This is a genomic window from Aeribacillus sp. FSL K6-2833 (assembly GCF_037965815.1).
Classification (GTDB): Bacteria; Bacillota; Bacilli; order Bacillales; family Aeribacillaceae; genus Aeribacillus; species Aeribacillus composti.
In genome coordinates, this window is record NZ_CP150189.1 from 207,121 (window position 1) to 231,409 (window position 24,289).

Consider the following 24,289-nt stretch of genomic DNA (forward strand, 5'->3'; position numbering starts at 1 on the left):
AAAACCCCAAAAAACGTTGTTAAATAAGCATTTCATTTTTAATGCTTGACTGGTTATTTTTATTTTAACGAAAGGAGGAAATTTTATCAAATCTTTGATTTGCTTGGGCTCAATGAAGATTTAAAAGAGTCGTCGATCCCCGGGGATTTTTGCACGATTGGGGGTCGACGACTCTTTTTTATTTCCGTTTAAAACAGATTTCAAAGTTTGCCTGCCGACAATGAAATCCATGTTGTATCAACCATTTTACCTGACCCATCTGTTTTAATAAAGTAAACATCCGGCTCATTTTATATTCTAGGTTTATCCTTCTCATTCTTTGAAGCAAGAGTGAGACCATATTTTTAACGTTTCATTCTGGAAAAATTGGTTTAGGTCCATTCGATCGGTTCCTACGATCTAAAATAAGAACATGATCTGAAAAATGATTGGTAGTTTTTACTTAAAATTCCCTTTTTTTCTTCCTGTTTACCAAAAGTTTCATATTTTCTCTTATAATGAAACAGAAAGCTGTTCCATATGTTGGAATCCATTTCGTTTCAATCGGAGGCATGAAGGCAGTGGATGTCAAGTATATCCCTTCTGAATGGGAAAAGACGAAGAAAGGTATTGGCGATCTGGTCGGTCTCGGTGTATGGGGCAAAGGCATGATTGATAAATTAAAAGATCTAAACGATCTTCTCGAAGACGTTCAAGCAGACATCGCCAAATATGACACAGATGGTGTCATCTCTTTCACCCACACAGACCGAAAAAAACAATATCAACAATTATATGAAGATTATCTCGTCTTGCACCGCTTTAGCAGCCGTGTCGGAGAGATTGTTGACCGCACCATCGATGATCCGTTTTATCAAGAGATCGATGCTTTTGTGGAAGCGATGCGCAACTTATCCATATCAAAGATCAAAACGAAAAATCACATTGGCGCCAAAAAAACGGTCGTCGCTCCCGGAGCATACGGCACGCAACAAACAATCGACGTGCCGAAAGCGGAAGTTGGACTAGAAGATCTGTTCAGTGGCAGCAACTACTATGCTAAGTTGGTAGAACGGGAATACGCTTCATGGAAAGAACTGAACCCTAAAGCAAATTTTTCGAAACAAGAATATATACAGAAAGCATTGAATTCCCAAGCTTTCCAGTATGAATCGATCAAAGACGGGCAGATGAACAAAGAGTTTTGGGGACAAATAACGGCACTGACTGTCATAGTAGGCACTTCTTTCATTTGTCCGCCAGCAGGGATGGCATTGGGGGCAGCTTATGGTACACTAGAATTAAGTTCAGCCGTTTCCGGAAAAGACTGGATTTCAGGGAGAGAGTTGAAAACAGACGAACGAGTATTTCGTGGTGTCCTTTCTCCACTGGATATCGTCCCTGGTGTAAAGGGGCTTTCTAAATTCAGCAGCGCCGCCCGGTTCGCACCTCTTCTAGAAGCAATGGATCCCAAGCTATTTACAAGCTTGAAAGCTGGATTGCACCAGAAATCACAACGTGCCTGCGACCTGGTTGTCCATGCGGAAAACAGCATATTGGCCCGCATCAGGAGTGCCAAGGCATGGACGAAAGAAATGCCGCAGCATTTAAAAACCGGTGCGAGAAAAGGTTCGTTGCAAGTCGGTCGGTTCGTAGACAACGCCGCAACAAACTTAAGACACCTCCTGCCAAGCCGGCAAATGGGATTGGCCATAGAAGGGGTTGGGAATGTTAAGGTTCCGGTGGAGAATAAGATTCAAGCTTGGTTAAGTAAGATGGATGGGATAAATGTAGGCGGAAGTAAAGCAGGCAACGATGGCGTTGAACTTGGAACTAAGGGTACGGGAAATGTTGCGCATAATGCAACACAATATGCTAAATTAAAAACCCATTATAAGCAATGGGAGAAGTATGGAAAGGCCGGAATAAGAGAACTACCAGATGGAAGGATTAGATATTACGGTAAGATAACTCCCGCTTCAAAACCAGGTGAAATGGCAGGCCGAAGAGTAGTTAGAGAATGGAACCCTACTACTGGTCAAAAGAGAACATGGCATGAGACTGTAGACCATAATGGTAGGATTAGACAAGTTAGACCAGATACCAAATTTACTGGTGGTGTCAAGGTTCACTATCGTTTTGATAGCAATGGGAATTATATTGGAAAGTGGTGAAAAAATGAGTCAACCAACAAGAGAAGAAATAATTGATAAATTAAAAATGATTTTACTAGGAAAGCTAACACGAGAAGAAGTAGCAGATTGGGCTTCAGAATATGTGATGCAGGATGAGCCAAATATATCAGATGAAACTGTTTGGGAACTTTTACAAATTGTTTCCGGAGTTGATTTAAAAGATAGTCCAGATGAATATCTACATGTAGAACAAGACATTATAGATTGGATAAACAAGTATAGCAATTAAAAAAGTGTTAAATAACCTCGATTGGCTATAAGCCTTTCGAGGTTTTTTATTAGTTATAGTTAACCAAATATTAACTTCAGAGCCCATGATGGTTCTACCTACATGGAGTTTGGCAGATATGCATGGTAAAGCGACTAAACCATTAATACCCTTCGAGTACACTTTAAAACACGTGAGAACGCATTCTCGTGGCGAGAAAGTGGGGGTAAGCTTTTAACTGGTTGTGACAATAATAAACTGTCAAATTATTATTGTATTGTATTTTCACTAGAGACGGTCGTATAATACTCGTCATTGTTAACAAGCGTTACATAAATTGTAATTTTCGTAACGGGGGGATGTAACATTGAATGTTGTCGGGTATATACGAGTCTCGACACAGGGGCAAGCAAAAGATGGATATAGCTTGAAATACCAAGAGGAGGAAATACAAGCGTATTGCGAAAAACATGGTTGGAATTTGATACATATATTTAGAGATGAAGGAATCAGCGGGGCAAAAATTAATGAAGAAGCGTTGGAAGTGGACAGGGTGGGCTTACAAGAGATGTTAGCCCACCTTTCTTCTCTCCAAATTAAGTATGTCGTGGTGTTAAACACAAGTCGGTTGTGGCGCTCTGACATGGTGAGAGTGTTGATTCATCGAGAGTTACAGAAGTATGGGGTGGATATTAAAAGTATTGAACAGCCAAATTACAGTATCTACAAAAAAGACCCAAGTGATGTATTAGTCAATGGACTAATGGAGTTATTAGACCAATATCAGCGATTGGAAATTGCTTTAAAACTAAAGAAAGGTCGGCATAAAAAAGCAAAAGAAGGAGGATATGCCGGAGGAAGAGCGACTTTTGGTTATAGGAAGTTAAGGGGAGAAAAAGAGTTAAGAGTCGACGAGGATAAAGCCAAAGCCGTACAACGAGTGTTTGAGTTAAGAGAGCAACATCCTACATGGTCTTTTACTCGAATTGCTGATGTGTTAAACAAGGAAGGGCATTTGACGACACAAGGTAAGCCCTTTACCAAAGTACAAGTGAAACGGATTTTAGACCGAAAGGACTTTTATAAAGGGATATATACCTATGGAAGCATACAGGCGAAAGGGAAACACCAAGCCATTCTTTAAAGCGGTCACTTAAAAAATACATGAAATTTCTTATATATCCGTATAGATGATACATCCATGGACAGGCTGATGTACCAATGCGCATCTAAAATGGTGAACGCTCGAACTAAGGTTGCCGCCATGGGAGTCATCATCAAACTCAATGGATTGGGGAGGATGTATGCATCACAAACAACGGCATATTTACGTGGGGATTGATTTACATAAACACCATCATACGGCGGTTATCATCAACTGTTGGCATGAAAGATTAGGAGAGATTCAATTTGAAAATAAGCCCGCGGCTTTTACGGATTTTTTCATCAAGGTTCGTCAATTAGTACCTGAGAATATGACACTGGTCTTCGGTTTAGAGGACGTTGGTGGATACGGACGAGCATTGGCAACGTTTTTAGTTGATCATGGGCAAATGGTAAAAGAAGTGAATCCCGCTTTGTCTTATGCCGAACGTAATAGTTATCCTACGATGCAAAAAAGCGATAGCTGGGATGCGGAATGTGTAGCGAGAGTTCTTGTAAACAAACTAGATTTTTTGCCGGATGCAGAGCCAAAGGATGTATATTGGTCTATTAAACAGCTAGTCACAAGAAGAAACGCCCTTGTGAAAGCCCAAGGGGCGCTGAAAAACCAGCTTCATGTACAATTAAGCCATCATTACCCCAGCTATAAGAAATTTTTTGCGGAAGTAGACGGAAAAACAGCATTAGCATTTTGGGAAAGATATCCGTCACCATCGTGTTTAGAGGAAGTAAGGATAGATGAGCTTACTGCTTTTTTACAAGCTGTTAGCCACAACACTTGTTCAAGAAAGAAAGCAAAAGAAATACTAGAACTTGTGAAAACAGATGGAACGACCACCAAACAATACCAAGAAACACGGGATTTCCTCGTGCAAAGCATGGTGAGAGATTTGCGCTTTAAAAAGCAGGAAATGGCATTGGTCGAAGGAGAACTAAGAAAATTAATGAAATTACTCGATTACCAACTGGAGACAATGCCGGGGATTGATGTAGTGACAGCATCCGCCTTGGTTGCCGAGATTGGAGATATTCAGCGTTTTCCAAATGCCAATAAACTTGCTCGTTATGCGGGAATTGCGCCTGTGCATTTTGGCTCTGGAGGAAAAGGAAAAGACCACAAAAGCAAACAAGGCAATCGAACGTTACATGCGTTATTTTATCAATTAGCGATACAACAAATACAAGTGGCAAAAGAAAGTAAAAAGCCAAGAAATCCTATATTTTATGAATACTACCAACGCAAGCGAAAGGAAGGCAAAACAAAAGGACAAGCGTTGGTTTGTATCATGAGAAGGCTGGTAAATATTATTTATGGCATGATGAAGCATAAAACGGCTTATCAATTGCCGAATATAACAGAGCGAAAGGTAATTTAATAGGTGGTCTTTTTTTATAATAGCTTTTAAGATTACTACATAGGGTACGGGTAATACTTCTAAAAAGGTAAGCTATGGAGAGCATTATACAAAAGTTGATGGTAAGAAAGCATTGAAACCTAATATTGAATATACAACCAAAGAAGGTTACCATTATAAAACTGATGGTAATGGAAGAATATCAAGTGTAGAAGCTAAGTTGCAACTTGGTAAAGCTGACCGGAATCCGTATGCACAAAGGACAGTTGGTAGGGAAGATAGATTATCAAATGATGATGGAGGACATTTGATAGCTAGTATTTTCAAAGGTTCAGGTGAAATTGACAATCTAGTACCGATGAATGCTAAATTAAATAGGAGTGAGTATAAATCGTTAGAAAACGCATGGAAAAAGGCGTTACAAGAAGGTAAAGAAGTAATAATTAATGTGAAACCCATATATGAGGGAAATTCAGTTAGACCAAGTGAATTTAAAATCAATTACACTATAGATGGAAAAAAATATTCAGATAGATTAACAAATTATACAGGAGGTAATTAAGTTGGAAACTAAAAAAATGGAGCAAATATATCAAAAAATTGCGAACACATTAGTTAAGATGATTCCAGAAGATTGGAGTAAGATTTATTTGTATGCTGAGTTAAGAGAAGGTTATAAAAAAGTTTTTTTCTACTATTATCCTGAAAATGGAGTGAAACCAGTGTATAGTCTTGACATAAATGATTTATTTTATGTCAATGAAGAAGAGTATGATGGGTTAGAAAATGATTTGTATAACTGTTTTTCTAAGTTACGTGAAGAATTTATAGAACAAGACCAAGAACCGTGGACAAACCTAACTTTCATTTTAGATAACACAGGTAAAATGAAGATAAATTATGGATATGAGGATATTTCTCACCTTTCTCCTGTAGAAAAACAAGAAAAATGGGAAGCTGAATATTTAAAGTAGAGCATTCTACTAATATGAAGTTTGAAATGCTTAGTTGAATAAGCATTTCAAACTTTTTTAAGGTATGCAATCTAAAAAGAAAGTTTTTAAATTGGGCAGAATGATGCCCCTTTAAAAGTCAAAAACTCATGAAGGCTGTACCATCATAGAGTTTTGTTTTAATACTAGGGTAAGATAATAAGAACGAGAATTAGGCGAGATGACATTTTTTAGACAGGAATTGTTATGACATTGCATAAGCAACAAATGAACGAGAGCGAACAAGTTCGAGGGTTTAAACATAACACTTGTCAAGAAATAAAAAAGATGTCATACTGTCGATATAGAGTACATTAAACTTAAAACCTTAAAGAGATTGATAAATTTAGATAACGAATAAACTTAAAGCACTTGATTGCCTATTACAGGCGACAAGTGCTTTTTGCATTTTCGTATGAAATGTTTAAAAACGTCATATTTGAATTAAAAACTTATGAAGGCTGTACCATCATGGAGTTTTGTTTTAATACTTAGGTAGGGTGAGAAAAACGAGAAATAGACGAGATGACATTTTACATAGGAGAGATAGTTATGACATGGCATAGCTAACAAACTAACGAGAATGACAAAGCTCGTGGCGATAAACAAGGGGGAACGTAAAAAGGTGTTCGAAGACAGCGCTGGCCAATAAATTTTGGGTTGTATTTTTAATTGAGACGGTCGTATAATACTCGCTATTCGTTTAAAAAGCGTTACACAAATTAAAATTTATGTAACGGGAGGGTGAAAAGTTGAACGTTGTCGGGTATATACGAGTCTCTACACAAGGGCAAGCGAAAGACGGATACAGTTTAAAATATCAAGAAGAGGAAATCAAAGCATACTGTGAAGAGAATAGCTTGAACTTGGTACATATTTTTAGAGATGAAGGAATCAGTGGCGCAAAACTAAACGAAGAAGCACTAGAAATCGATAGGGTGAGCTTACAGGAGATGTTGGCTCATCTTGCGTCTACACAAATACAGTATGTGGTAGTGCTAAACACAAGTCGATTTGGCGGTCAGATATTGTAAAAGTACTGATTCAACGAGAACTGAAAAAATATGGTTGTGATATTAAAAGCATTGAACAGCCGTTTTACAGTATTCATAAAAAAGCCCCAAATGATTTCTTAGTAAATGGTTTGATGGAATTGTTAGACCAATATCAACGGCTTGAAATAGCACTCAAACTAACGAAAGGAAGAAATAAAAAAGCAAGGGAAGGAGGATATGCAGGAGGTCGGGTAACATTTGGTTACACTAAGCAAAAAGGCGAAAAGGAACTCAAGATACATAATGTTCAAGCAGAAGCAGTGAAATGAGTATTTGAGCTTAAGTAAAGATATAAGCATTGGTCTTTGTCTAGACTGGCAGAAGCATTAAATGACGAAGGTTATCGAACAACAAAAGGTAAACGATTTACGAAAGTACAAGTGAAACGGATTTTAGATCGAGAAAGATTTTATCAAGGGATTTACACATACGGACAAATACAAGCAAATGGTAAACATCAAGCAATAATTTAACAAATGAATTTAAAAAAAGTGCACATTTTCTTATAGGTTACCATGTAACGTTGAAAATGGATAGGCTTTCGTACCAATGCGCACCAGAAGGTGAACGCTCGAACTAAGGTTGCCGGCATTTTCATCTAATGATTGACAACTGAATCGGAGGATGAGCGATGCACAAAAAGCAGAGGTACTTGTATGTGGGTGTTGACTTACATAAACAGCATCACACGGCTGTCATCATGAACTGTTGGCAGGAGAAGCTTAGGGAAATACAGATTGAAAACAAGCCATCTGCTTTCTCTACGTTTTTATTAGAAGTGAATCAGCTCGCTGGTGAACAGTTAACACCTGTGTTTGGATTAGAAGATGTGGGAGGATATGGTCGAGCATTAGCGAAATATTTAATGGATCATGAACAAATCGTGAAAGAAGTGAATCCGGCTTTGTCGTTCGCCGAACGGAAAAGTCACATGACGACACAAAAAAGTGATAGCTGGGATGCAGAATGTGTGGCACGCATACTCGTCAACAAACTAGACCATTTACCAGATGCAAAACCGAATGACTTATATTGGTCAATACAGCAATTGGTGACAAGAAGAAATGCATTAGTCAAAGCACAAAGTGCTTTAAAAAATCAACTGCACATTCAATTGAGTTACCACTATCCAAGCTACAAAAAGTTTTTCTCAGAGGTGGATGGAAAAACGGCATTAGCATTTTGGGAACGATACCCGTCACCTTCATGTTTAGACGGAGTAAGTGTGAAACAGTTGACATGCTTTTTATTAGATGTCAGTCATAATACATGTTCAGTAAACAAAGCAAACGAAATACTAAAGCTTGTGAAAGAAGATGGACATACAATGAAAGAACATCAAGATACACGAGACTTTCTCGTGAGAAACATCGTGCAAGAGATTTCGTTTATAAAGCAGGGAATCGGCAAGGTGGAAAGAAAATTAAAAGAGTTAATGAGTTTACTAGATTTTCAATTAGAAACGATGCCGGGCATCGACCTCGTCACAGCATCTGGATTTATAGCAGAAATAGGTGACATCAGACGCTTTCCCAATGCTAACAAATTAGCACGATTTGCGGGGATTGCACCTGTTTACTTTGGTTCTGGTGGGAAAGGTAAGGAACAAAAAAGCAAACAGGGAAATCGGACGCTACACACTTTATTTTACAATCTAGCCGTACAGCAAGTACAAGTGGCAAAAGGAAGTAAATTGAAGAGGAACCCTGTGTTCCATGCTTACTACCAACGCAAGCTTAAAGAAGGGAAAACAAAGGGACAAGCATTGGTGTGTATCATGAGAAGACTTGTGAATATTATCTACAGCATGATGAAGCACAAAACAGCTTATCAAATGCCAAAAATGAAAGGGAATGAAGTAGTTTAATAAGGGTTTAGATAGGTTGTTTTTTATTTTTAACTTTTAAGATTACAACATAGGGTACGGGTAATGTTAGACCGTATGATGTCGTACCGTATCGTCCAAGCATGCACCACTAGAAAATCACCATGGTATATTAGATGTCTGGGCTAAGCATAATGTACCAAACTATGTAAGTAGAGGTGCTGATACCCCTACAGTTGCTTTGACAAAAGCACAACATGATGTCACAAAAGCAGTATATAGACAATGGTTATACGAAAAAACCGGTAAAAACGTTGGAGGAAAAGTAGATTGGAAAACAGTTTCGCCGAGAGAAATGCAACAATTAACAGAGAGAATGTTCGATGCTGCTGGTGTTCCCCAGTCTGCTAGAAGAGGGTATTATCGTGCATTTCATCAATATATTTATCGGGAGTAGTGAAGAAAAATGAGGATTGAGAATTTAATTAATAAAATAAAAAGTTTAGGGGATTGTGTAGTTTATCCTCCAGCTGGTATTCCAAATGTGAGTACATCGCATATTTTACCTGATGATGTGTATAAGTTTTATGAGTTATGTGGGGGGGCGCTTTTATTTGAAAAGGCTGATTATTCCATTTTAATAGTCCCTCCTCAGGATTTTCAGTTAGCTAACCCTATTATTGTAGGGGAGTTATGTGAAGAAGATATTTCATCCGATTGGTATATCTGTGCAACGGATAGAAATGGAGAGTACATTACGATTGATTTGAATCCGGGTAGGCTCGGTAGGTGCTATGACAGCTTTTATGATAGGCATGGGGTGGTAGGAGAGTGTTCTATTATAGCGACTTCTTTTACCGATTTATTAGAACGATTGATAGAAAATAGAGGTAGACATTGGTACTGGCTACAAGAAGATTTTATACCGTTAGGTGATGCTTACGATGATTTTTAAAGCCATTTTTGAGAAAGGATGCTTCTCAGGATTCCTCCCCGGATTTAAAAAATTATATAAGGTATTTAACAATAAATTGAAAACCTTGACTGGCTATATGCCTTTCAAGGTTCTTTTTATTATTAATGGTTTCACTTAACAAGCAGGAAATGGCATTGGTCGAAGGAGAACTAAGAAAATTAATGAAATTACTCGATTACCAACTGGAGACAATGCCGGGGATTGATGTAGTGACAGCATCCGCCTTGGTTGCCGAGATTGGAGATATTCAGCGTTTTCCAAATGCCAATAAACTTGCTCGTTATGCGGGAATTGCGCCTGTACATTTTAGCTCTGGAGGAAAAGGAAAAGACCACAAAAGCAAACAAGGCAATCGAACGTTACATGCGTTATTTTATCAATTAGCGATACAACAAATACAAGTGGCAAAAGAAAGTAAAAAGCCAAGAAATCCTGTATTTTATGAATACTACCAACGCAAGCGAAAGGAAGGCAAAACAAAAGGACAAGCGTTGGTTTGTATCATGAGAAGGCTTGTGAACGTTATATATGGCATGATGAAGAATAAAACGGCTTATCAATTGCCGAATATAACAGAGCGAAAGGTAATTTAATAGGTGGTCTTTTTTTATAATAGCTTTTAAGATTACTACATAGGGTACGGGTAAAGTTAAGCTATTGCCTTCTTCTAAAGTACATGATGCAATAGGGAAACTTAACAGTAATCAGATAAAGCATATTATAAATGGAAGTAAAAAATCTAATCATCAATGGGAAAAACTTGTGCCTGATAAGAATTGGGGGAAAATAAAAGAAATTATCATCGATGTAATGCATAATGGTGCAGATATACCTTATAAATCTGTTTCTTCTAGAGTTAAAATGGTTAATGGACAATTGGTACAGGTGACATTCAAAAAACTACCTGATGGAACAATAAGAATATCTGATGCGTGGGTGAAATAACTATGAAGGAAAAGATAAAGCAATTAATAACATCGGGTGATTTTCAAAAAGCAAAAGAATATATTGAGAATGAAGATAGAAATACTTTAGAGCAAGTTGTTCTTGAATTAGGATTTGATGAAGAGAGTATAAGTGCTTATTCATTTGTCTGTTATTTGATAAATAATAATGAGACTGCATATTATCATTACTTAGCTTCAGAGTTATTAAGTACTGCATTGTGCCATTTACCAGACGCTTACGCAAGTGCATTATACCATGCTAAAAGAGCAGTTGAATTAAGCCCTGAAGATGTTAGCTTGAAAGAACATTTGTTGTTATTCCATGACATTCCAGAAAAGTTAATTAGTAAAGAAGAAGCTAAAGCAATTGCTCAAGAAATATTAAAGATAATGCCAAATAGCGAAGCTGCAAAAAATGTGTTACACAATGCATAAATTTAAAGACCTTGAAAGAGTATTAAAAAGCCAAAATATAAAAATCAAGTTGCTCAGCGTGGATGGACTAAAGAAAGTATAGCTAAAACAATAAACAATCCATACAAAACTGCTAAATCGGTAAACAAATATACAGGAAACTCAGTAACTGTATACTATAAAGATAAGATACACTATGTTGCAGTAGATGATGGTACAGGGAAAGTAATACAGGTTTCGGATTTAAATAAATCAAATTGGGTATTTGACCCTACGTTTTCTAAATAGGAGGTGATTTCATGATAATAAAAAAAGAAGGCAAAATTAACGAGATAGTCTATGAATATACAACATATCACAGCGGAAAATATAGGCTTTATCCAACAATTACAGATTTAAAAATTATTTTAGAAAAAATAATTGAATCCAATTCAACGACAGAATATTTAAGAATTAATCCATTTTATATTAATGAAAAGGCAAATATGCAGATTGAATTCGATGAATATATGTTTTATTTGGAATGTAGGGAACAGTTCGATGAGAAAGAACTGAAAGAACATATTTTAGATTGCCTGGATGCACATTATCCAAGTGTGTCTACTGAGCAATTTGAGATGGGGAAAATACTATATCCACTATGTCAACACAATGATGTAGAGAGTTTTAAGCTATCATTAGAAAAATATCGTGATTATTTAGATACGCTTTTACCGAGGTTATTTGATATTGCTAAAAGAAAAATGCAATTAAAAGACGAAGATTTAGCTTTTGGATATTTTTGTTTTGAAGTTCATAGTGAATAAGAATCGAACCTTGATTGGCTTTATGCCTTTCAAGGTTTTTATTTTAAAACTAACAGATGTATCAAATAATAAAGTGCAATTACGAGAAAATTTATATATCGTTTTTACCAACATTTTAATTCAGACTTCATAATGGTTCCGCCTACTATGAGTTTGGCTGTGATGCATGGTGAAACTATTAACAACACTAATACCCTTCGCGAGTATGCTTTGAAACACGTGCGAACGCATTCTCGCGGCGAGAAAGAGGGTATAAACTTTTAACTGACTGTGACGATACTAAACGGACACATTATTTTTATTATATTGTACTTTCTACCCAAGTTGAAAAACGATTAAGTGATTTGCCGAGAGGTACTAAACAAACTGTTATTATCGATATACGGGGACAAAACGTATCGGAAGAAATACTAGATGATTTGTATGATAGAATAATGAAAAAAACAAATGGTAAAGTAAATATTAGATTTAAAACTAATGAGTGAGGTGACAGAATTGGCTGTAGGTTTGAAAGTAAAATATTACTGGTATCCAATTGGTCATGGTGATTTTTTACATTCGTTTTTTTCAACAGTAAGCTATCATTTAGAGCCAAATGGTTGGGGAACAAAGTATCCTCTTTTATTAAACAAACTATATAATGGTAAACTTGAGTATAAATATATTAAAGATGTTATTAAAGAAATAGATGAAATTCAAGAAAGTTTGAAAAATTACAGTCCATCACAAGTCGTTTGGGATATCGAAGACCTTTCAAAAACACCTCCATGGGGAGATAATATAAGTGATGAAATTACAGACTTATCTAACTATTTTGTTACAAGTGATGGGGAAGATTTAATAACTATTTTACAAAAAGCATTAAATAAAGCTTTAAAAATAAAGTCAGACATTGAAATAGAAAGTATTTAAGAAAGTTTAAACTATGATTTTTGATAACCTTGAAAGGCTATAAGCCTTTCAAGGTTTTTTATTTTAAGGCTGATTATCTAAACGATACACTCGTTCAAGAAGCAATGAGAAGACCTTCTCGCCAGCGTTCCGTCTGTCCAATGGCAGCCGGCCTTGGCAGGAGTCGGCCGGCGCCCCGCATGTGGATGAGCAAAGCTAAGGAAGAAGTAAAAGAAACTACGATGAACATGGTTGGCAAAATTGGGGATGGTTGGGAAGGGTAAGGGAAAAGCTAATTTTGTAAATATAGCTAGTAAAAAACGAACAAAGCATATACTTTACGGAGATAAAACAGGTGGTGGGCATTTATGCCTGGAACTGGAAACCCTAAAAACTGGAGTGCGGAAAGAGTAATGCACAATGTATCAGATATAGCTACCGACCCTACACTAAAATGGAAGAGGGGAGAGTTGTTAAGAGTGTCCAAAGATATGAGGTTATAGGAATTAGGGATGGAATTAAAATAAAGGTAATTACAGATGGAAAAGATATAATAACTGCATTCCCTATTAAATAACTAATTTTAGGAGGGCGATTTTATGAATTTAAATATTCTTTTAAAAGAAATAGTAAGAAATATTACTAATCTTCCATTGAAAGATGAAAAAGACATTTTAGAGTTTATAGAACATGAAGAGTGGGGATTAGCTCGGATTAGCTCTAGAAACAATATGCAGTGTAATTGAACAAGAGGATATCACTATTGATAAAGATATTTTTAGCAAAATCGAAGAAGCTGGAATATACATGGAAATGGACAAATCACTTTGGGAAGGAATAAGTAAACAAATTAGGTAAATATGCTTGTCTTTAGAGAAAAGTATATTTCTAGTCATAACATCATTTTGCTTTAAGAAGCAAGAAATCAAAAAAGTGGATAAAGAGTTAAAAGCACTTATCAAGCCATTAGGGATGCAGCTTGAAACGATGCCAGGCATTAATACGGTGACCGCATCCGCTTTCATTGCAGAAATCGGGGATATTCATCGTTTCTTTCATTCTGACAAACTCGCAAGATACGCAGGTATAGCCCCTGTCAGAATGGGTTCGGGCGGCAAGGAAACAGGAAATTATACACTATCTTTTATAACTTGGCTGTTCAAAAAATACATATTTGTAAAGGCAGTAAAACTCCTCGAAATCCTGTGTTTTACGAGTATTATCAGAAAAAGCTAGCAGAAGGTAAAACCAAACAACAAGCGCTTATTTGCATTATGAGAGGACTTGTCAATATTATCTATGGTATGATGAAACACAAGACCGCTTATATCATGCCTGAACGGAAAGTCAGTTGATATAATGGGTGGTGGTTAGTGAAACTGCCACCCGTTTATAAAATACATTTTTATAATTTCCTAAGGGTACGGGTAAAACTGTTAAGCTACCAAGCCAAGGGACGGTGGACGCAGGCGTTCCGGGAGCACCAAAAGTAGATGCTGGTAAGCAAGGAAAGCATGTTTTAGGTCATCCTGATAGTATGCCTGGTAAGAAAACTCAATGGGCAGAAGGAGAAGATGGAGTTAAATTGACTCAAGAAGCATGGGTAAAGGGAACTGTAGTTAAGCCAGATGGTAGTGTTAAAATTTATGACTTTCACAAACCAATTGGGGTGAATGGAGAAACTAGAGTAAAAGTTCATATGGATAAAAAAAGAAACATCCATGGTTACCCAGTAAAATAACGGAGGTATATCATGAAACAAAATGTATTAAATACAATTGAACAATTATATCACCATGGTGATTTTGGATATGTTTTATTGAATTATGTCGATACTAATGTTTGGGCTAATAAAATCACTCATGAAATAAAAGGAATAAACGTTGAGAATTTAACAGATTTTAATTATTCAAAATGTTTCACATTATATATTATGCCTTCGATCCATCCTAAGATAAAAATTGGTACGGATGAATTTAGAGCATATATCAGAGAACACACTTATTTAAACGGATTATTGGTTTATATTTCGGCAATTGCTCCATTTGCAGCAATAAAATATGTTAGGTATGAATATGTTGATGGAGAGATTGAAATGCAAGAACAATACCAGCCATTCGATGAAGAAACAGAACAAATCGGCAAAGATATTTTGAAATTTTTAGAGAATGAGGGGATAGAAGTTCTTGAAAAAAGCTTATTAGAAATAGAAGTACCTAATATTTCGTTAGAACTTAGAGAGGAAAAGGTAACAGTATTTCATTGCCTATTTGAAGATAGTTATTAAAAAGAAATTATACTTGGATTGGCATTAAGCAAGAGACTTTAATGGTTGTAGATTATTTGAACAAAGAAGACAATGAGAGCATTAGTTTTGGAGTTTTTAAAAGATAAAGTAAATTTTAAACTCTATGAGCATAATGACGATGAATGAAGGAGTTACCTCTTGAGCATTTTATGAATAGTTTCGAGTTGTCACGACAAATTGCTGAAGAGAGAAAGAATGGATGAATTGTTATTTGATGATGAAGACTAACAATACTACCCCAAAACGAGTACTCAAGGCTCGTCTGGGGTTTTTTTATCTAATCAAATGTTAATGTTAAAATGTGTAAAACTCTCTCTCCTGTTAACACTGTTCACGACCATCACTTCAATGTCCCATTGTATTGATGTTAGTCTAAAAATTGGACACGGAGAACAGGGAGATTATAATAAACTTAATTACAATAGGTTCGAGGTGTCCAATCATGAAAAAGAGAACATTTGATCAAGAATACAAGATTCAAGCGGTTGAGTTATGCTTGGAGGGGGACAAGTCCATCGCCCAAGTGGCAAAAGAGTTAGGTTTGGCTTACAACACTCTTCATCATTGGGTCAAAGAATACAAAGAAAGCAATGGAACAAGTTTTGTAGGTTCAGGCAACATCAAGCCACAAAATCAAGAAATCATCGAGTTACGCCGTCGCAATCAAGAGTTGGAGGAGGAATTAGCGATCCTAAAAAAGGCGTTAGGCATCTTCACCAGAAACCAGAAGTAATTTACGCCTTCATTTTTCAACACCGTAATGAATTTCTTGTTGTGAAGATGTGCCAAGTTTTCGGTGTTTCAAGAAGTGGGTATTACGACTGGCTCAAGCGTGCGAAAAGCAAACAGAAAGAACGAAAAGAACAACTCACTCCACAAATTCGAAATGAGTATCTAAAGTCCCGTAAGATTTACGGCAGTCCGAAAATTACGCAAGAACTACGCAAACAAGGGATTCGTGTGTCTCAAAAGACGGTCGCTCGCATCATGAGCGAAGAAGGCTTGAGATCCATTACCGTCCGTAAATTCAAAGCCACTACGAACAGTAACCATCCTTACAACGTATATGCTAATCTATTGAAACAGAACTTCCAAGCAACGGCTCCGAATGAAATATGGATGGCAGATATTACGTACATTCCTACCGACGAAGGCTGGTTGTATTTAGCGAGTATCATGGTTTATATACTCGTAAGATTGTAGGATGGTATATCGATACACGAATGACGAAAGAGTTAGTCATCAAAGCGTTACAACGGGCTCTAAACAGCGAAAAACCAACGGGACGAGTGATTCATCATTCGGATCGTGGGAGCCAATATGCTTCGAATGACTATCAGCAACTTTTACAGGAACATCATTTTCAAGTGAGCATGTCGAGACGTGGGAACTGTTACGACAATGCTTGTATGGAGTCGTTTCATAGCCTCATCAAGAAAGAGTGTATTTATCTGAATCGATTCCGCACGCGAAAAGAAGCGAAACAAGCCGTTTTTGAGTACATCGAATGCTTCTACAACCGCAAAAGAAGTCATTCAGCCCTTGGCTATGTATCGCCATGTGAATTTGAAGCTGCATATTACGCTAACCAGAGAAAAGTAGCTGCCTAAATTCAGCTATTTCTCTCTGTTTAACGTGTCCGTTTTCTTGACATAACACCACATTTTTATAATTTCCTAAGGGTACTGTTAATCTTAATTCAGTTCCATCTGTAAAGAATGGTGAATTTAATAGATGGTTTAATTCACTAGCTCCTGATGAGTTTGATAAAGTATGGTCTGACCCTAGGTTAAGAAAAGCCATTGAAAGTAGACTTAGACATCCAGGTGGATTTCATGAGTGGCATTTAGTATCTCGAGCTCCTACTTTTAAACGGTGGGGTGTAACAGCAGAACAAATTAAGGAATTAAGAACTGCTATAGAAGATGTGAAGTTTGTTAATCCAAAAGGAGTTCATGGCGGGAAGGGTTCTACGAAAGCCCATAATGAATTGTTAGAGATTATTGATTCTTCACCAGATTATGCAACATTTAAGAGACGACTCCAAAGTTGGGCTAATTATAGACTAGAAGGTGGAGTGGAATCTTTACCGGAAGGTCTTAGACCGTAAAAAAGCTAAGGAGGAGTATGAAGTATATGGAAAAGGAAGGATTTGTATCATTATTTATTGGCAACTCTAAGTCATATAAGGATCTTCAAAACTATATTTTGAATAGTTATACAGAAGATGGAGATTTACTACCTTCCGAATTTGAAAAAGACTTTAACATTGATTACTATAATGAAGATTTTAGAGAAGTAGAATTCTATGATGAACCATCGAATGATTTACGTGTTCTACTTGAAGGTTTTTCTTATGATGAGGAGATAATTCCAAAATTTATAGAGCTTTGCGGTGAGCGTTTAAATCAAGAAGCGAACTCAGTTATTTTACTTTATAACTTTCAATATAATGGAAATGTCAATGAAAAAAATCAGTTTAGATTTTTAGGAACCGTACAATATAAGTAATTATAAACACCTTGAATGAGTGTTCGACACTCTTTCAAGGTTTCTTTTTTTATTTTATAAGAGGGGTGAGTGCCAAATAAACCACCATTGATACAGCCTATACTCATAACCTACGGAACTTTGAAAGAAGCATTGATGTTTTATTCAGTAAATTTAATCAAAATTTTTTACAAAACTAGATAATTTTGTACACGAATAATAAAACTGTTTAAAAATATATAATAATTGTTTAAAAATCAGGGCGATATAAAAGTTTTAACGCCTTACCCATTTACATGGCAACGATTATTTGTCTCTTTACAACTTTTCATAAACTGAGTAAGATAATTTCTGTAAAATTGAATATGATTAAATCGCTGAATCCTTTTAAGGAGCGGGGGAACCATTTTGTAACGTTTTGTTACTTGGGGTGAATCCTTGAAAAAGGAGGGGCTACTCTCATAGTCCTAATCCGACAGCTAACCTCGTAAGCGTTTTGGGAGGGATGTAAGTTGAATGATGTCTTTTTGGCCACTGAGTACATCCTCAGTGGTTTTTTATGTTTATGAAGATGCACATAAAAGTCCATACAGTTCATCAAGCTATAAGAGAGGAAAAAGCCTAATACTTTTAAGAAAGAAGGAATCTTGAAAATGGCTTATTTGAAACGGTTATTCATCGGTTCGCCAATGGAAACGAAACGATTGAAACATGAAAAATTACCAAAATGGAAAGCATTGGCAGTATTTTCTTCGGATGCATTGTCTTCCGTAGCGTATGCAACAGAAGAAATATTATTAGTATTGATGATATTAGGAACCAGCGTGTTTTTTTATTCCTTACCCATAGCTTTGGCGATTGTAGGGCTTTTAGTCATTGTGACTTTATCCTATAGACAAATCATTTATGCCTTCCCATCAGGAGGCGGAGCTTATGTAGTGGCAAGAGACCACATCAATACCACCACAAGCCTAGTAGCAGGCGCAGCATTAATGATTGATTATGTTCTTACGGTTGCGGTTAGTATTAGCTCAGCCGTTGCGGCTCTTACTTCTGCTTTTCCAGCCTTGCTTACTTGGAAGGTGGAAATAGCCGTCGCTCTTGTATTATTGCTCATGATTTTAAATTTGCGGGGAATTACCGAATCAGCCACTGTATTTGCCTATCCAACCTATTTATTTATTATTTCAGTACTAGTTCTCATTATTGCAGGAGGATGGAAATTATATAATGAAGGATGGCATGGTTTTAATTATGCAAATCACGCTACACCTGAACATTTCTTCGCTAGTGGATACGGCGTGTTTATTTTATTAAGGGCTTTTTCATCCGGTTGTTCAGCAATGACAGGAGTGGAAGCCATTAGCAACGGTGTGCCATCGTTTAGACCTAACAGTTCCAAAAATGCTGCAATTACAATGGGATGGATGTCTTTACTGTTAGGCATCATGTTTCTAGGCATTACAATTTTAAGTGCAGGCTTCGGAGTGACTCCAGCCGAACATAAGACTGTCATTTCCCAAATTGGAAGTCACGTCTTTGGCAATAGCATATTATTTTATATTTTTCAGATGATCACCATGTTAATTTTAGTATTAGCTGCGAATACAAGTTTTGCCGGATTTCCGCAGCTTGTTTCGATTATAGCTACTGACCGTTATTTGCCGAGAAGTTTAGCAGCGCGCGGAGATCGTTTGGTGTTTTCCAATGGAATTATTCTCTTAAGTATTTTAGCGATCATTTTAATTATCATATTCCATGGTAAAACACATTCTCTGATCCCGCTGTATGCAGTCGGAGTATTTCTTTCCTTTACGATCGGTCAATACGGTATGATTAAAAAATATGGAAAGAAAAATCGAAAAGCAATATGGCCACATTGTCGATCATTATCACTGGAACAATTGCTACAGGATTAGTAACGATCATTACCGTTATAGCGAAATTTACACACGGTGCATGGTTAGTGATTGTAGCCATTCCATTGATCGTTGTCTTGTTTAACAAAATTCATGCTCATTATGAAACATTAGCTCAGCAATTAAAATTGGATAAAAGTGATCGGACTGAAACAAAAGAAATTGTGACTCCAAAGGTGATCATCCCGATTTCAGGCATTAGTAAAGTCGTTGATCAATCTGTACAATATGCAAAAAGTATTTCAGACGATATTACAGCCATTACAATTGTTTTTGCCGAAGAAGAAGAACAGAAAATACGCGACAAATGGTATAAGTTGTATCCAGATATCGAGCTGAAAATTATTTATTCACCTTATCGGACAATCCTTTCTCCATTATTGGATTACATTAATAAAGTAGAAAAAGAAACAAAAGGAGCAACCATAACTATTTTAATGCCGCAATTTATTGTGAAAAAATGGTGGCATACTTTACTTCATAACCAAACAGCGATCTTTTTAAGATTCTTTTTGATCCTGAAAAAAGACATCGTCATTGCTACGCTTCCGTACCATTTAAAAGAATAACATCTGACTTTTGGCACTTGCTTAGGCGTTGTAAGTGTATATGAATCCGAGGATATATGTTCGAATTTCAAGAGCATTTATCCTCTTTTTTTTCATACGTTCATCTATCCGAATCGATTCTGTAGGCGGATATTCATAATGTGCCTCTCAATAACAGTTTTGATGTTTTTTGCAAGCAAAAAGTGTAGAGAATTGCAAGAAAAAATACATAGGCTTGTGTAAAAAGCAATCAAAGTTATCTCAAAGCCTAAATAGTCGTGTTAAAGCCTAAAAAGTCATGTTACGAGCCGAGCGAAATTCAGGGTTTCCCCGGCTCTTTTCTTTGAATCAGCAGGTTTGCAAAACGCGAAACTCCCTGATAAATCAGGCATTTCCCCGATTTTTTTACTCTGTATCTTTTCCAAAGCCCCATTCTTTCCCTATATTTTCTCCTGCCTGCCACACGACTTTAATTGCTGTTTTTGCCCCGTTTTTTCAAGTCCTCACCTCTGTTTTTCCATGAACCGTATTACGACTATAATTTCTATGGAATTTTTTGTGAAAGGGTGTAAAAAGGCTGAAAAGCCTTGTGGCTGTAAGAGCGAGAGGGGATTGGGGAAGGTGAGATGGGCGATACGACTTTATTTGCGAGGCACATCCGTTTTTGACATTTGTGAACAAAACAATTGGAAATACCTATTTCGTTTAAAGGAGGCCGGATCAAAAGCATTACCTCTGAATTTTTGGTCATTCAATCACCCGAAGAAACGGTGGAGGAAGCGAATCTGTTTTGGGCCAATGATCTCTCATACCGTGATTGAAGCGTGAATCTTTTGGAAGCCAGATTGAAACGGAGGGTGAGAAGAGCCGTCAATTTCTGTTTATAACGAACATCAGAATCACGAAAAACAATGCGGAAAAACTCGTCTTGGCGGGGCGAAGTCGCTGGAAAATCGAAAACGAGGGGTTCAACCACCAAAAGAACGGTTGGCACCATCTTGAACATGTCAATTGCTATAACTATACCGCAATGAAAAACCATTACTTGCTAGTGCAGATCGCATACATTCTGATTCAACTGTATCTCAACGGGTCCAAAATCCTAAGAAGCCTGAAAAAATCGGCAAAGGAAAAATCCTCGGATCTGTTGGAAGCGACTCGCACGCGCATCTTAACAGACGAGGATTTCCATCAATTAGGAAAACCGATCCAAATCGGTTTTCCTAGATAATACTAGAATATCAAAGGATGTGATGCCAGAAAAGGACTTTTTGTCGTTATCCACAATTTAAAAAAAGAAATAAAGACATTCGGGTCGTTTTGACTGTAGAAGAGGAAAAACAAATCAACAGAAAATTCAAAAATGTGGATAAGACATTTTACCCTAAAAAAGGGTGTGACATACAAATTTACTCCTCTGGTTTATAGGATCTGTCCGATTGCCATACTATTCGTTTTTGCTATATGGATTTAAGTCAATATTTTGGACACCAATAAGTGAAATTTAATTTTGATCTCATGCCATATTTTTCATGACATCGCTGGTCGCTTGACATGGAGCCTCTGCGGGCGTGGTGTTATGCGAAGGGCGAAAGGGGCAATGATTTCTTTCGCATGGCAAACAAGCCTACCACGCCCCGCCACTCCATGTAAAGCGGATGCTTGTAAAATTGTGAAGAGCACTACGCTGCCCCTTTGATACTGTCTTCTGTTTCTTGTGGCGTCATATAGCCCAGGCAGCTATGAATCCGTTTCCGATTGTACCAGCCTTCTATAAATTCGAATAAGGCTCTTCTGGCAGCTTGAAAGTTCAAATAGTTGACTCTGTAGATCTCTTCCTTTTTCAGAATTGCATGGAAAGACTCAATGCAGGCGTTATCGTATGGGCAACCTTTTTTACTGAAGGAGTGTTTGAACTGCTTCTTTTCCATGTATTCTGCAAATTTCTCGCTTGTATACTGGGATCCCAAATCAGAATGCAAGATCAATCCCGGACCTGGACGTTGTGCCTGATAAGCGTTTTCTACTGCCTTTAAAGCCAGTTCAGTCGTCATGTGGCGGTCAAAAGCGTAACCGACAATCTTTCTGGAATGTAAATCCATTACGGAAGCCAGGTAGCACCAACCGTCTCTCAAAGTATGAATGTACGTAATATCCGTAACCCATTTCTCGTTGATGGTTGTCGTTGAGAAGTCCTGGTTCAGCAGGTTATCGTGTTCTTCCATCTTGCCCTTATTGGAATGGGGGCGGTACTTTTTTCTGATAATGGAATAAATGCCTGCAGCCTTCATCAAACGCTGAACCCGTTTCAGGCTGACTTTGAGCCCTTCTTTTTCAAGCATATGGTGGATCTTCGGTGCTCCGTATCTCTGCTTGCTTTCCGTATGGATTTTTCGTATTCTGTCTGTCAGCTCCCGGTTTTCCCGTTTTGTTTTTGACTCTGTTTTTTGTTTGGATTGATAGTAGGTACTTCTCGGCACGCCAAGGACCGTACACATGGTTTTAAGGTCATAATGGTGTTTGGCTCTTATCTCGTCAATCATGGATATAACAGTGGTTTGATCTACTTCTTTGCGAATATGGCCATAGCTTTTTTTAAGATTTCGTTTTCCTCTTTCAGCCGGTGCAATTCTTTTTGCAGGTTCAGAAATTCTTCCGGGGTAAAAGAGCCCCCGTCATCCAGCTTAACCGGTTTTTGTTTTCTGATCCATTTGTAGATTGTCGTTTCAGACAGGCCATATTCGCTGCAGATCTGTTTTACTGGTGTTCCAGTTTGATAAAGCTCAACCACCATTTCCTTAAATTCAGCATGATAACTTTTACGTTTTTCGCTTGTGTTACCCATATCAGGACACATCCCTTCGTTAATATTATATTTCACTAAAGGGTGTCCATGAAACTATACTAGCATCAATAAATGTATGGAACGAACCAAACATTCCTTTCTATAAAAAGATGGTTAGCTTTTCTTTTGACTCTAAAATTTGCAGTTCTTCAAAGGGAAATAAACTTTCTTGTAGAATATAAATAAGACTTCCTCCTAATGGGTTTTTGTGGTTTGGTCACTTCAAGAATTCTACAAATTAGGGGTGAAGTCCTTTTTCCTGCTTTTAAAAGCCTTGTGACTCTAGGGACGAAAAAAATGCAAAATCCTCAAATAAATTATCTAGAAGAAATTTTGAATTTAAATACTCTGAAAAAAGGAAATAGTTAAAAGTAGTGTTGATAGACTACCTGCAGATAAAAGTATAACGACCCTACCCTTACTTTTATTTCCGTTACTATCTTTGCGAGATTTCATAAGTTCAATACTCAACAAACTCCATATAACTATAGATGCTATACCTGTGATTAAAGTAAAATCTGTAGACACATTATTGCCTCCTCAAAATTTTAGTTTATTTTACCATATAATAAATAGGTAAATATATCTATTTTATGTATTATATGGTCTTTTGTAAACGTTAAACTAGAATAAACAGTTTTTCACAAATAAGATTAAACAATATTCAAATTAAGTAGGAGGGGGTGACTAGCCCCCGTTCTCTCACACCACCGTACGTACCGTTCGGTATACGGCGGTTCAATCAAAATCATTGACGCAAGAATGCATAACGGGGTACACAGAGCAAAAAACGCAAATTTTGTACGCTTAAGGGATTCTCTTCTCTCAGATACTTTCATTTTAAACATCTCCCATCTTCACTTCATATACACTTCGCATAAGTTGATTCGACCTCGTCCATGGCCAAGCCATTCATGAACGGTATCAATACATCCATTCACTGTTTTATAAAGATCTCGCTCATCTCCAGATACTCCATAATCTTTCCTCAAACCATTTGAGTGATTATGTAACATTCGCTCAATCATCCATCCCTTTTCCTTTAAAGATATGTATGCCGGAAGCCATGTAATCCCTTGTAGTCATCCTCGCCTTTTCAGCTGCACGTAGATAAGCTGACTTTAAGCTAGTGTATTTGATTGGAGAGATATAATCGATTTTGGGTCTATTTTGATTTTGTATCAATTCACGTATTCTCTCCTCATATTCAGGACGACAAGGTGTGACTCCAGGTCTTCCAGCCTTTGTTACACCTTGAGCTGTATTCACTGTCTTTTTATTTTTCACAGCCACCCAAAACAACCTTCCATTATTCTCCTGGATATTGGTTACACGCGTTGACGCAACCTCTCGTAAACGCAAGCCAAACGCC

At 37.1% G+C, this 24,289-nt stretch carries 24 protein-coding genes, 5 pseudogenes, 1 CRISPR repeat array and 1 riboswitch (1 of these 31 cut by a window edge); of the genes and pseudogenes, 25 read left to right on the forward strand and 4 right to left on the reverse strand.

Annotated features, from left to right (window positions below; translation table 11 throughout):
* Positions 1 to 5: a CRISPR direct-repeat array (repeat unit 30 nt); it begins 293 nt to the left of the window's first position.
* A 546-nt stretch (positions 6 to 551) separates the two neighbouring features.
* The 25 genes and pseudogenes from NSQ94_RS01170 (at position 552) to NSQ94_RS01290 (ending at position 20,093) form a co-directional block, all read left to right on the forward strand.
* The gene (locus NSQ94_RS01170) at positions 552 to 2,153 is read left to right on the forward strand and encodes a hypothetical protein (protein WP_327847714.1); all 1,602 of its coding nucleotides are present in this window, start codon (positions 552 to 554) and stop codon (positions 2,151 to 2,153) included.
* A 4-nt stretch (positions 2,154 to 2,157) separates the two neighbouring features.
* Entirely contained in the window at positions 2,158 to 2,403 is a 246-nt protein-coding gene (locus NSQ94_RS01175; RefSeq protein WP_144598446.1) for a DNA-binding protein, read from the forward strand.
* Positions 2,404 to 2,749: 346 nt separating this feature from the next.
* Positions 2,750 to 3,526: a recombinase family protein gene (locus NSQ94_RS01180; protein WP_339229924.1), complete on the forward strand. Its 777-nt coding sequence runs from the start codon at positions 2,750 to 2,752 to the stop codon at positions 3,524 to 3,526.
* Between the two features lie 160 nt (positions 3,527 to 3,686).
* Positions 3,687 to 4,922: an IS110 family transposase gene (locus NSQ94_RS01185; RefSeq protein WP_144598444.1), complete on the forward strand. Its 1,236-nt coding sequence runs from the start codon at positions 3,687 to 3,689 to the stop codon at positions 4,920 to 4,922.
* A 112-nt stretch (positions 4,923 to 5,034) separates the two neighbouring features.
* Complete coding sequence (locus NSQ94_RS01190; protein WP_144598443.1) at positions 5,035 to 5,463, forward strand: DNA/RNA non-specific endonuclease; 429 nt, start codon at positions 5,035 to 5,037, stop codon at positions 5,461 to 5,463.
* Between the two features lies 1 nt (position 5,464).
* A complete protein-coding gene (locus NSQ94_RS01195) occupies positions 5,465 to 5,875 on the forward strand; it encodes an immunity protein YezG family protein (RefSeq protein WP_144598442.1) in 411 nt (136 codons plus the stop codon).
* Positions 5,876 to 6,645: 770 nt separating this feature from the next.
* Positions 6,646 to 7,421: pseudogene (locus tag NSQ94_RS01200) on the forward strand (recombinase family protein).
* A gap of 158 nt (positions 7,422 to 7,579) precedes the next feature.
* Positions 7,580 to 8,815: an IS110 family transposase gene (locus NSQ94_RS01205; RefSeq protein ID WP_339229927.1), complete on the forward strand. Its 1,236-nt coding sequence runs from the start codon at positions 7,580 to 7,582 to the stop codon at positions 8,813 to 8,815.
* A 65-nt stretch (positions 8,816 to 8,880) separates the two neighbouring features.
* Positions 8,881 to 9,230 (forward strand): annotated as a pseudogene (locus NSQ94_RS01210) (hypothetical protein); the annotation flags it as partial.
* 9 nt (positions 9,231 to 9,239) lie between these two features.
* The gene (locus tag NSQ94_RS01215; protein WP_144598439.1) at positions 9,240 to 9,728 is read left to right on the forward strand and encodes an SMI1/KNR4 family protein; all 489 of its coding nucleotides are present in this window, start codon (positions 9,240 to 9,242) and stop codon (positions 9,726 to 9,728) included.
* Between the two features lie 158 nt (positions 9,729 to 9,886).
* A pseudogene (locus NSQ94_RS01220) lies at positions 9,887 to 10,342 on the forward strand (transposase); the annotation flags it as partial.
* 64 nt (positions 10,343 to 10,406) lie between these two features.
* Positions 10,407 to 10,694 (forward strand): polymorphic toxin type 35 domain-containing protein, encoded by a 288-nt coding sequence (locus NSQ94_RS01225; protein WP_339229929.1) that lies wholly within the window; start codon positions 10,407 to 10,409, stop codon positions 10,692 to 10,694.
* Between the two features lie 2 nt (positions 10,695 to 10,696).
* Positions 10,697 to 11,131 (forward strand): hypothetical protein, encoded by a 435-nt coding sequence (locus NSQ94_RS01230; RefSeq protein ID WP_013876273.1) that lies wholly within the window; start codon positions 10,697 to 10,699, stop codon positions 11,129 to 11,131.
* Between the two features lie 278 nt (positions 11,132 to 11,409).
* Positions 11,410 to 11,916 carry a hypothetical protein gene (locus NSQ94_RS01235; protein ID WP_063389141.1) on the forward strand — a complete coding sequence of 169 codons (507 nt, stop codon included), beginning with the start codon at positions 11,410 to 11,412 and terminating at the stop codon, positions 11,914 to 11,916.
* A gap of 495 nt (positions 11,917 to 12,411) precedes the next feature.
* The gene (locus NSQ94_RS01240; RefSeq protein WP_063389140.1) at positions 12,412 to 12,828 is read left to right on the forward strand and encodes an immunity 70 family protein; all 417 of its coding nucleotides are present in this window, start codon (positions 12,412 to 12,414) and stop codon (positions 12,826 to 12,828) included.
* A gap of 104 nt (positions 12,829 to 12,932) precedes the next feature.
* Positions 12,933 to 13,091 carry a hypothetical protein gene (locus NSQ94_RS01245; protein WP_235600496.1) on the forward strand — a complete coding sequence of 53 codons (159 nt, stop codon included), beginning with the start codon at positions 12,933 to 12,935 and terminating at the stop codon, positions 13,089 to 13,091.
* Between the two features lie 315 nt (positions 13,092 to 13,406).
* Positions 13,407 to 13,553, forward strand: coding sequence for a hypothetical protein (locus tag NSQ94_RS01250; RefSeq protein WP_235600495.1), 147 nt, complete (start codon positions 13,407 to 13,409; stop codon positions 13,551 to 13,553).
* A gap of 10 nt (positions 13,554 to 13,563) precedes the next feature.
* Positions 13,564 to 13,665: a hypothetical protein gene (locus NSQ94_RS01255; protein ID WP_235600497.1), complete on the forward strand. Its 102-nt coding sequence runs from the start codon at positions 13,564 to 13,566 to the stop codon at positions 13,663 to 13,665.
* Positions 13,666 to 13,716: 51 nt separating this feature from the next.
* Positions 13,717 to 14,162: pseudogene (locus NSQ94_RS01260) on the forward strand (transposase); the annotation flags it as partial.
* A gap of 104 nt (positions 14,163 to 14,266) precedes the next feature.
* The gene (locus tag NSQ94_RS01265) at positions 14,267 to 14,548 is read left to right on the forward strand and encodes a hypothetical protein (protein ID WP_339229932.1); all 282 of its coding nucleotides are present in this window, start codon (positions 14,267 to 14,269) and stop codon (positions 14,546 to 14,548) included.
* A 12-nt stretch (positions 14,549 to 14,560) separates the two neighbouring features.
* On the forward strand, positions 14,561 to 15,094 hold the full coding sequence (locus NSQ94_RS01270) for a hypothetical protein (protein ID WP_144596932.1): 534 nt from the start codon (positions 14,561 to 14,563) through the stop codon (positions 15,092 to 15,094).
* A gap of 463 nt (positions 15,095 to 15,557) precedes the next feature.
* Positions 15,558 to 16,725 (forward strand): annotated as a pseudogene (locus NSQ94_RS01275) (IS3 family transposase).
* Between the two features lie 526 nt (positions 16,726 to 17,251).
* Entirely contained in the window at positions 17,252 to 17,626 is a 375-nt protein-coding gene (locus tag NSQ94_RS01280; protein WP_063386469.1) for an immunity 22 family protein, read from the forward strand.
* Between the two features lie 344 nt (positions 17,627 to 17,970).
* Positions 17,971 to 18,114, forward strand: a riboswitch (cyclic di-AMP (ydaO/yuaA leader).
* Positions 18,115 to 18,258: 144 nt separating this feature from the next.
* Positions 18,259 to 19,524 (forward strand): APC family permease, encoded by a 1,266-nt coding sequence (locus tag NSQ94_RS01285; protein ID WP_339229934.1) that lies wholly within the window; start codon positions 18,259 to 18,261, stop codon positions 19,522 to 19,524.
* Positions 19,485 to 20,093, forward strand: a complete 609-nt coding sequence (locus NSQ94_RS01290) for a hypothetical protein (RefSeq protein WP_339229936.1) — start codon at positions 19,485 to 19,487, stop codon at positions 20,091 to 20,093. The genes NSQ94_RS01285 and NSQ94_RS01290 overlap by 40 nt, the downstream gene beginning before the upstream one ends.
* 1,661 nt (positions 20,094 to 21,754) lie before the next feature.
* On the opposite strand, the gene NSQ94_RS01295 is transcribed toward NSQ94_RS01290, so the two are convergent.
* From NSQ94_RS01295 to NSQ94_RS01310, 4 genes are all read right to left on the reverse strand, one after another.
* Positions 21,755 to 22,917 (reverse strand): IS3 family transposase gene (locus NSQ94_RS01295; protein WP_339192833.1). Its coding sequence is split into 2 segments (ribosomal slippage): positions 21,755 to 22,662 and positions 22,662 to 22,917, totalling 1,164 coding nucleotides; the frame shifts between segments, so codons are not numbered across the junction.
* Positions 22,918 to 23,256: 339 nt separating this feature from the next.
* Positions 23,257 to 23,445 carry a hypothetical protein gene (locus tag NSQ94_RS01300; protein ID WP_130157008.1) on the reverse strand — a complete coding sequence of 63 codons (189 nt, stop codon included), beginning with the start codon at positions 23,443 to 23,445 and terminating at the stop codon, positions 23,257 to 23,259.
* 329 nt (positions 23,446 to 23,774) lie between these two features.
* Positions 23,775 to 23,945, reverse strand: a complete 171-nt coding sequence (locus NSQ94_RS01305; RefSeq protein WP_339229938.1) for a hypothetical protein — start codon at positions 23,943 to 23,945, stop codon at positions 23,775 to 23,777.
* The gene (locus tag NSQ94_RS01310) at positions 23,938 to 24,210 is read right to left on the reverse strand and encodes a hypothetical protein (RefSeq protein WP_339229940.1); all 273 of its coding nucleotides are present in this window, start codon (positions 24,208 to 24,210) and stop codon (positions 23,938 to 23,940) included. Before NSQ94_RS01310 ends, NSQ94_RS01305 begins: the two co-directional genes overlap by 8 nt.
* Between the last annotated feature and the right edge of the window lie 79 nt (positions 24,211 to 24,289).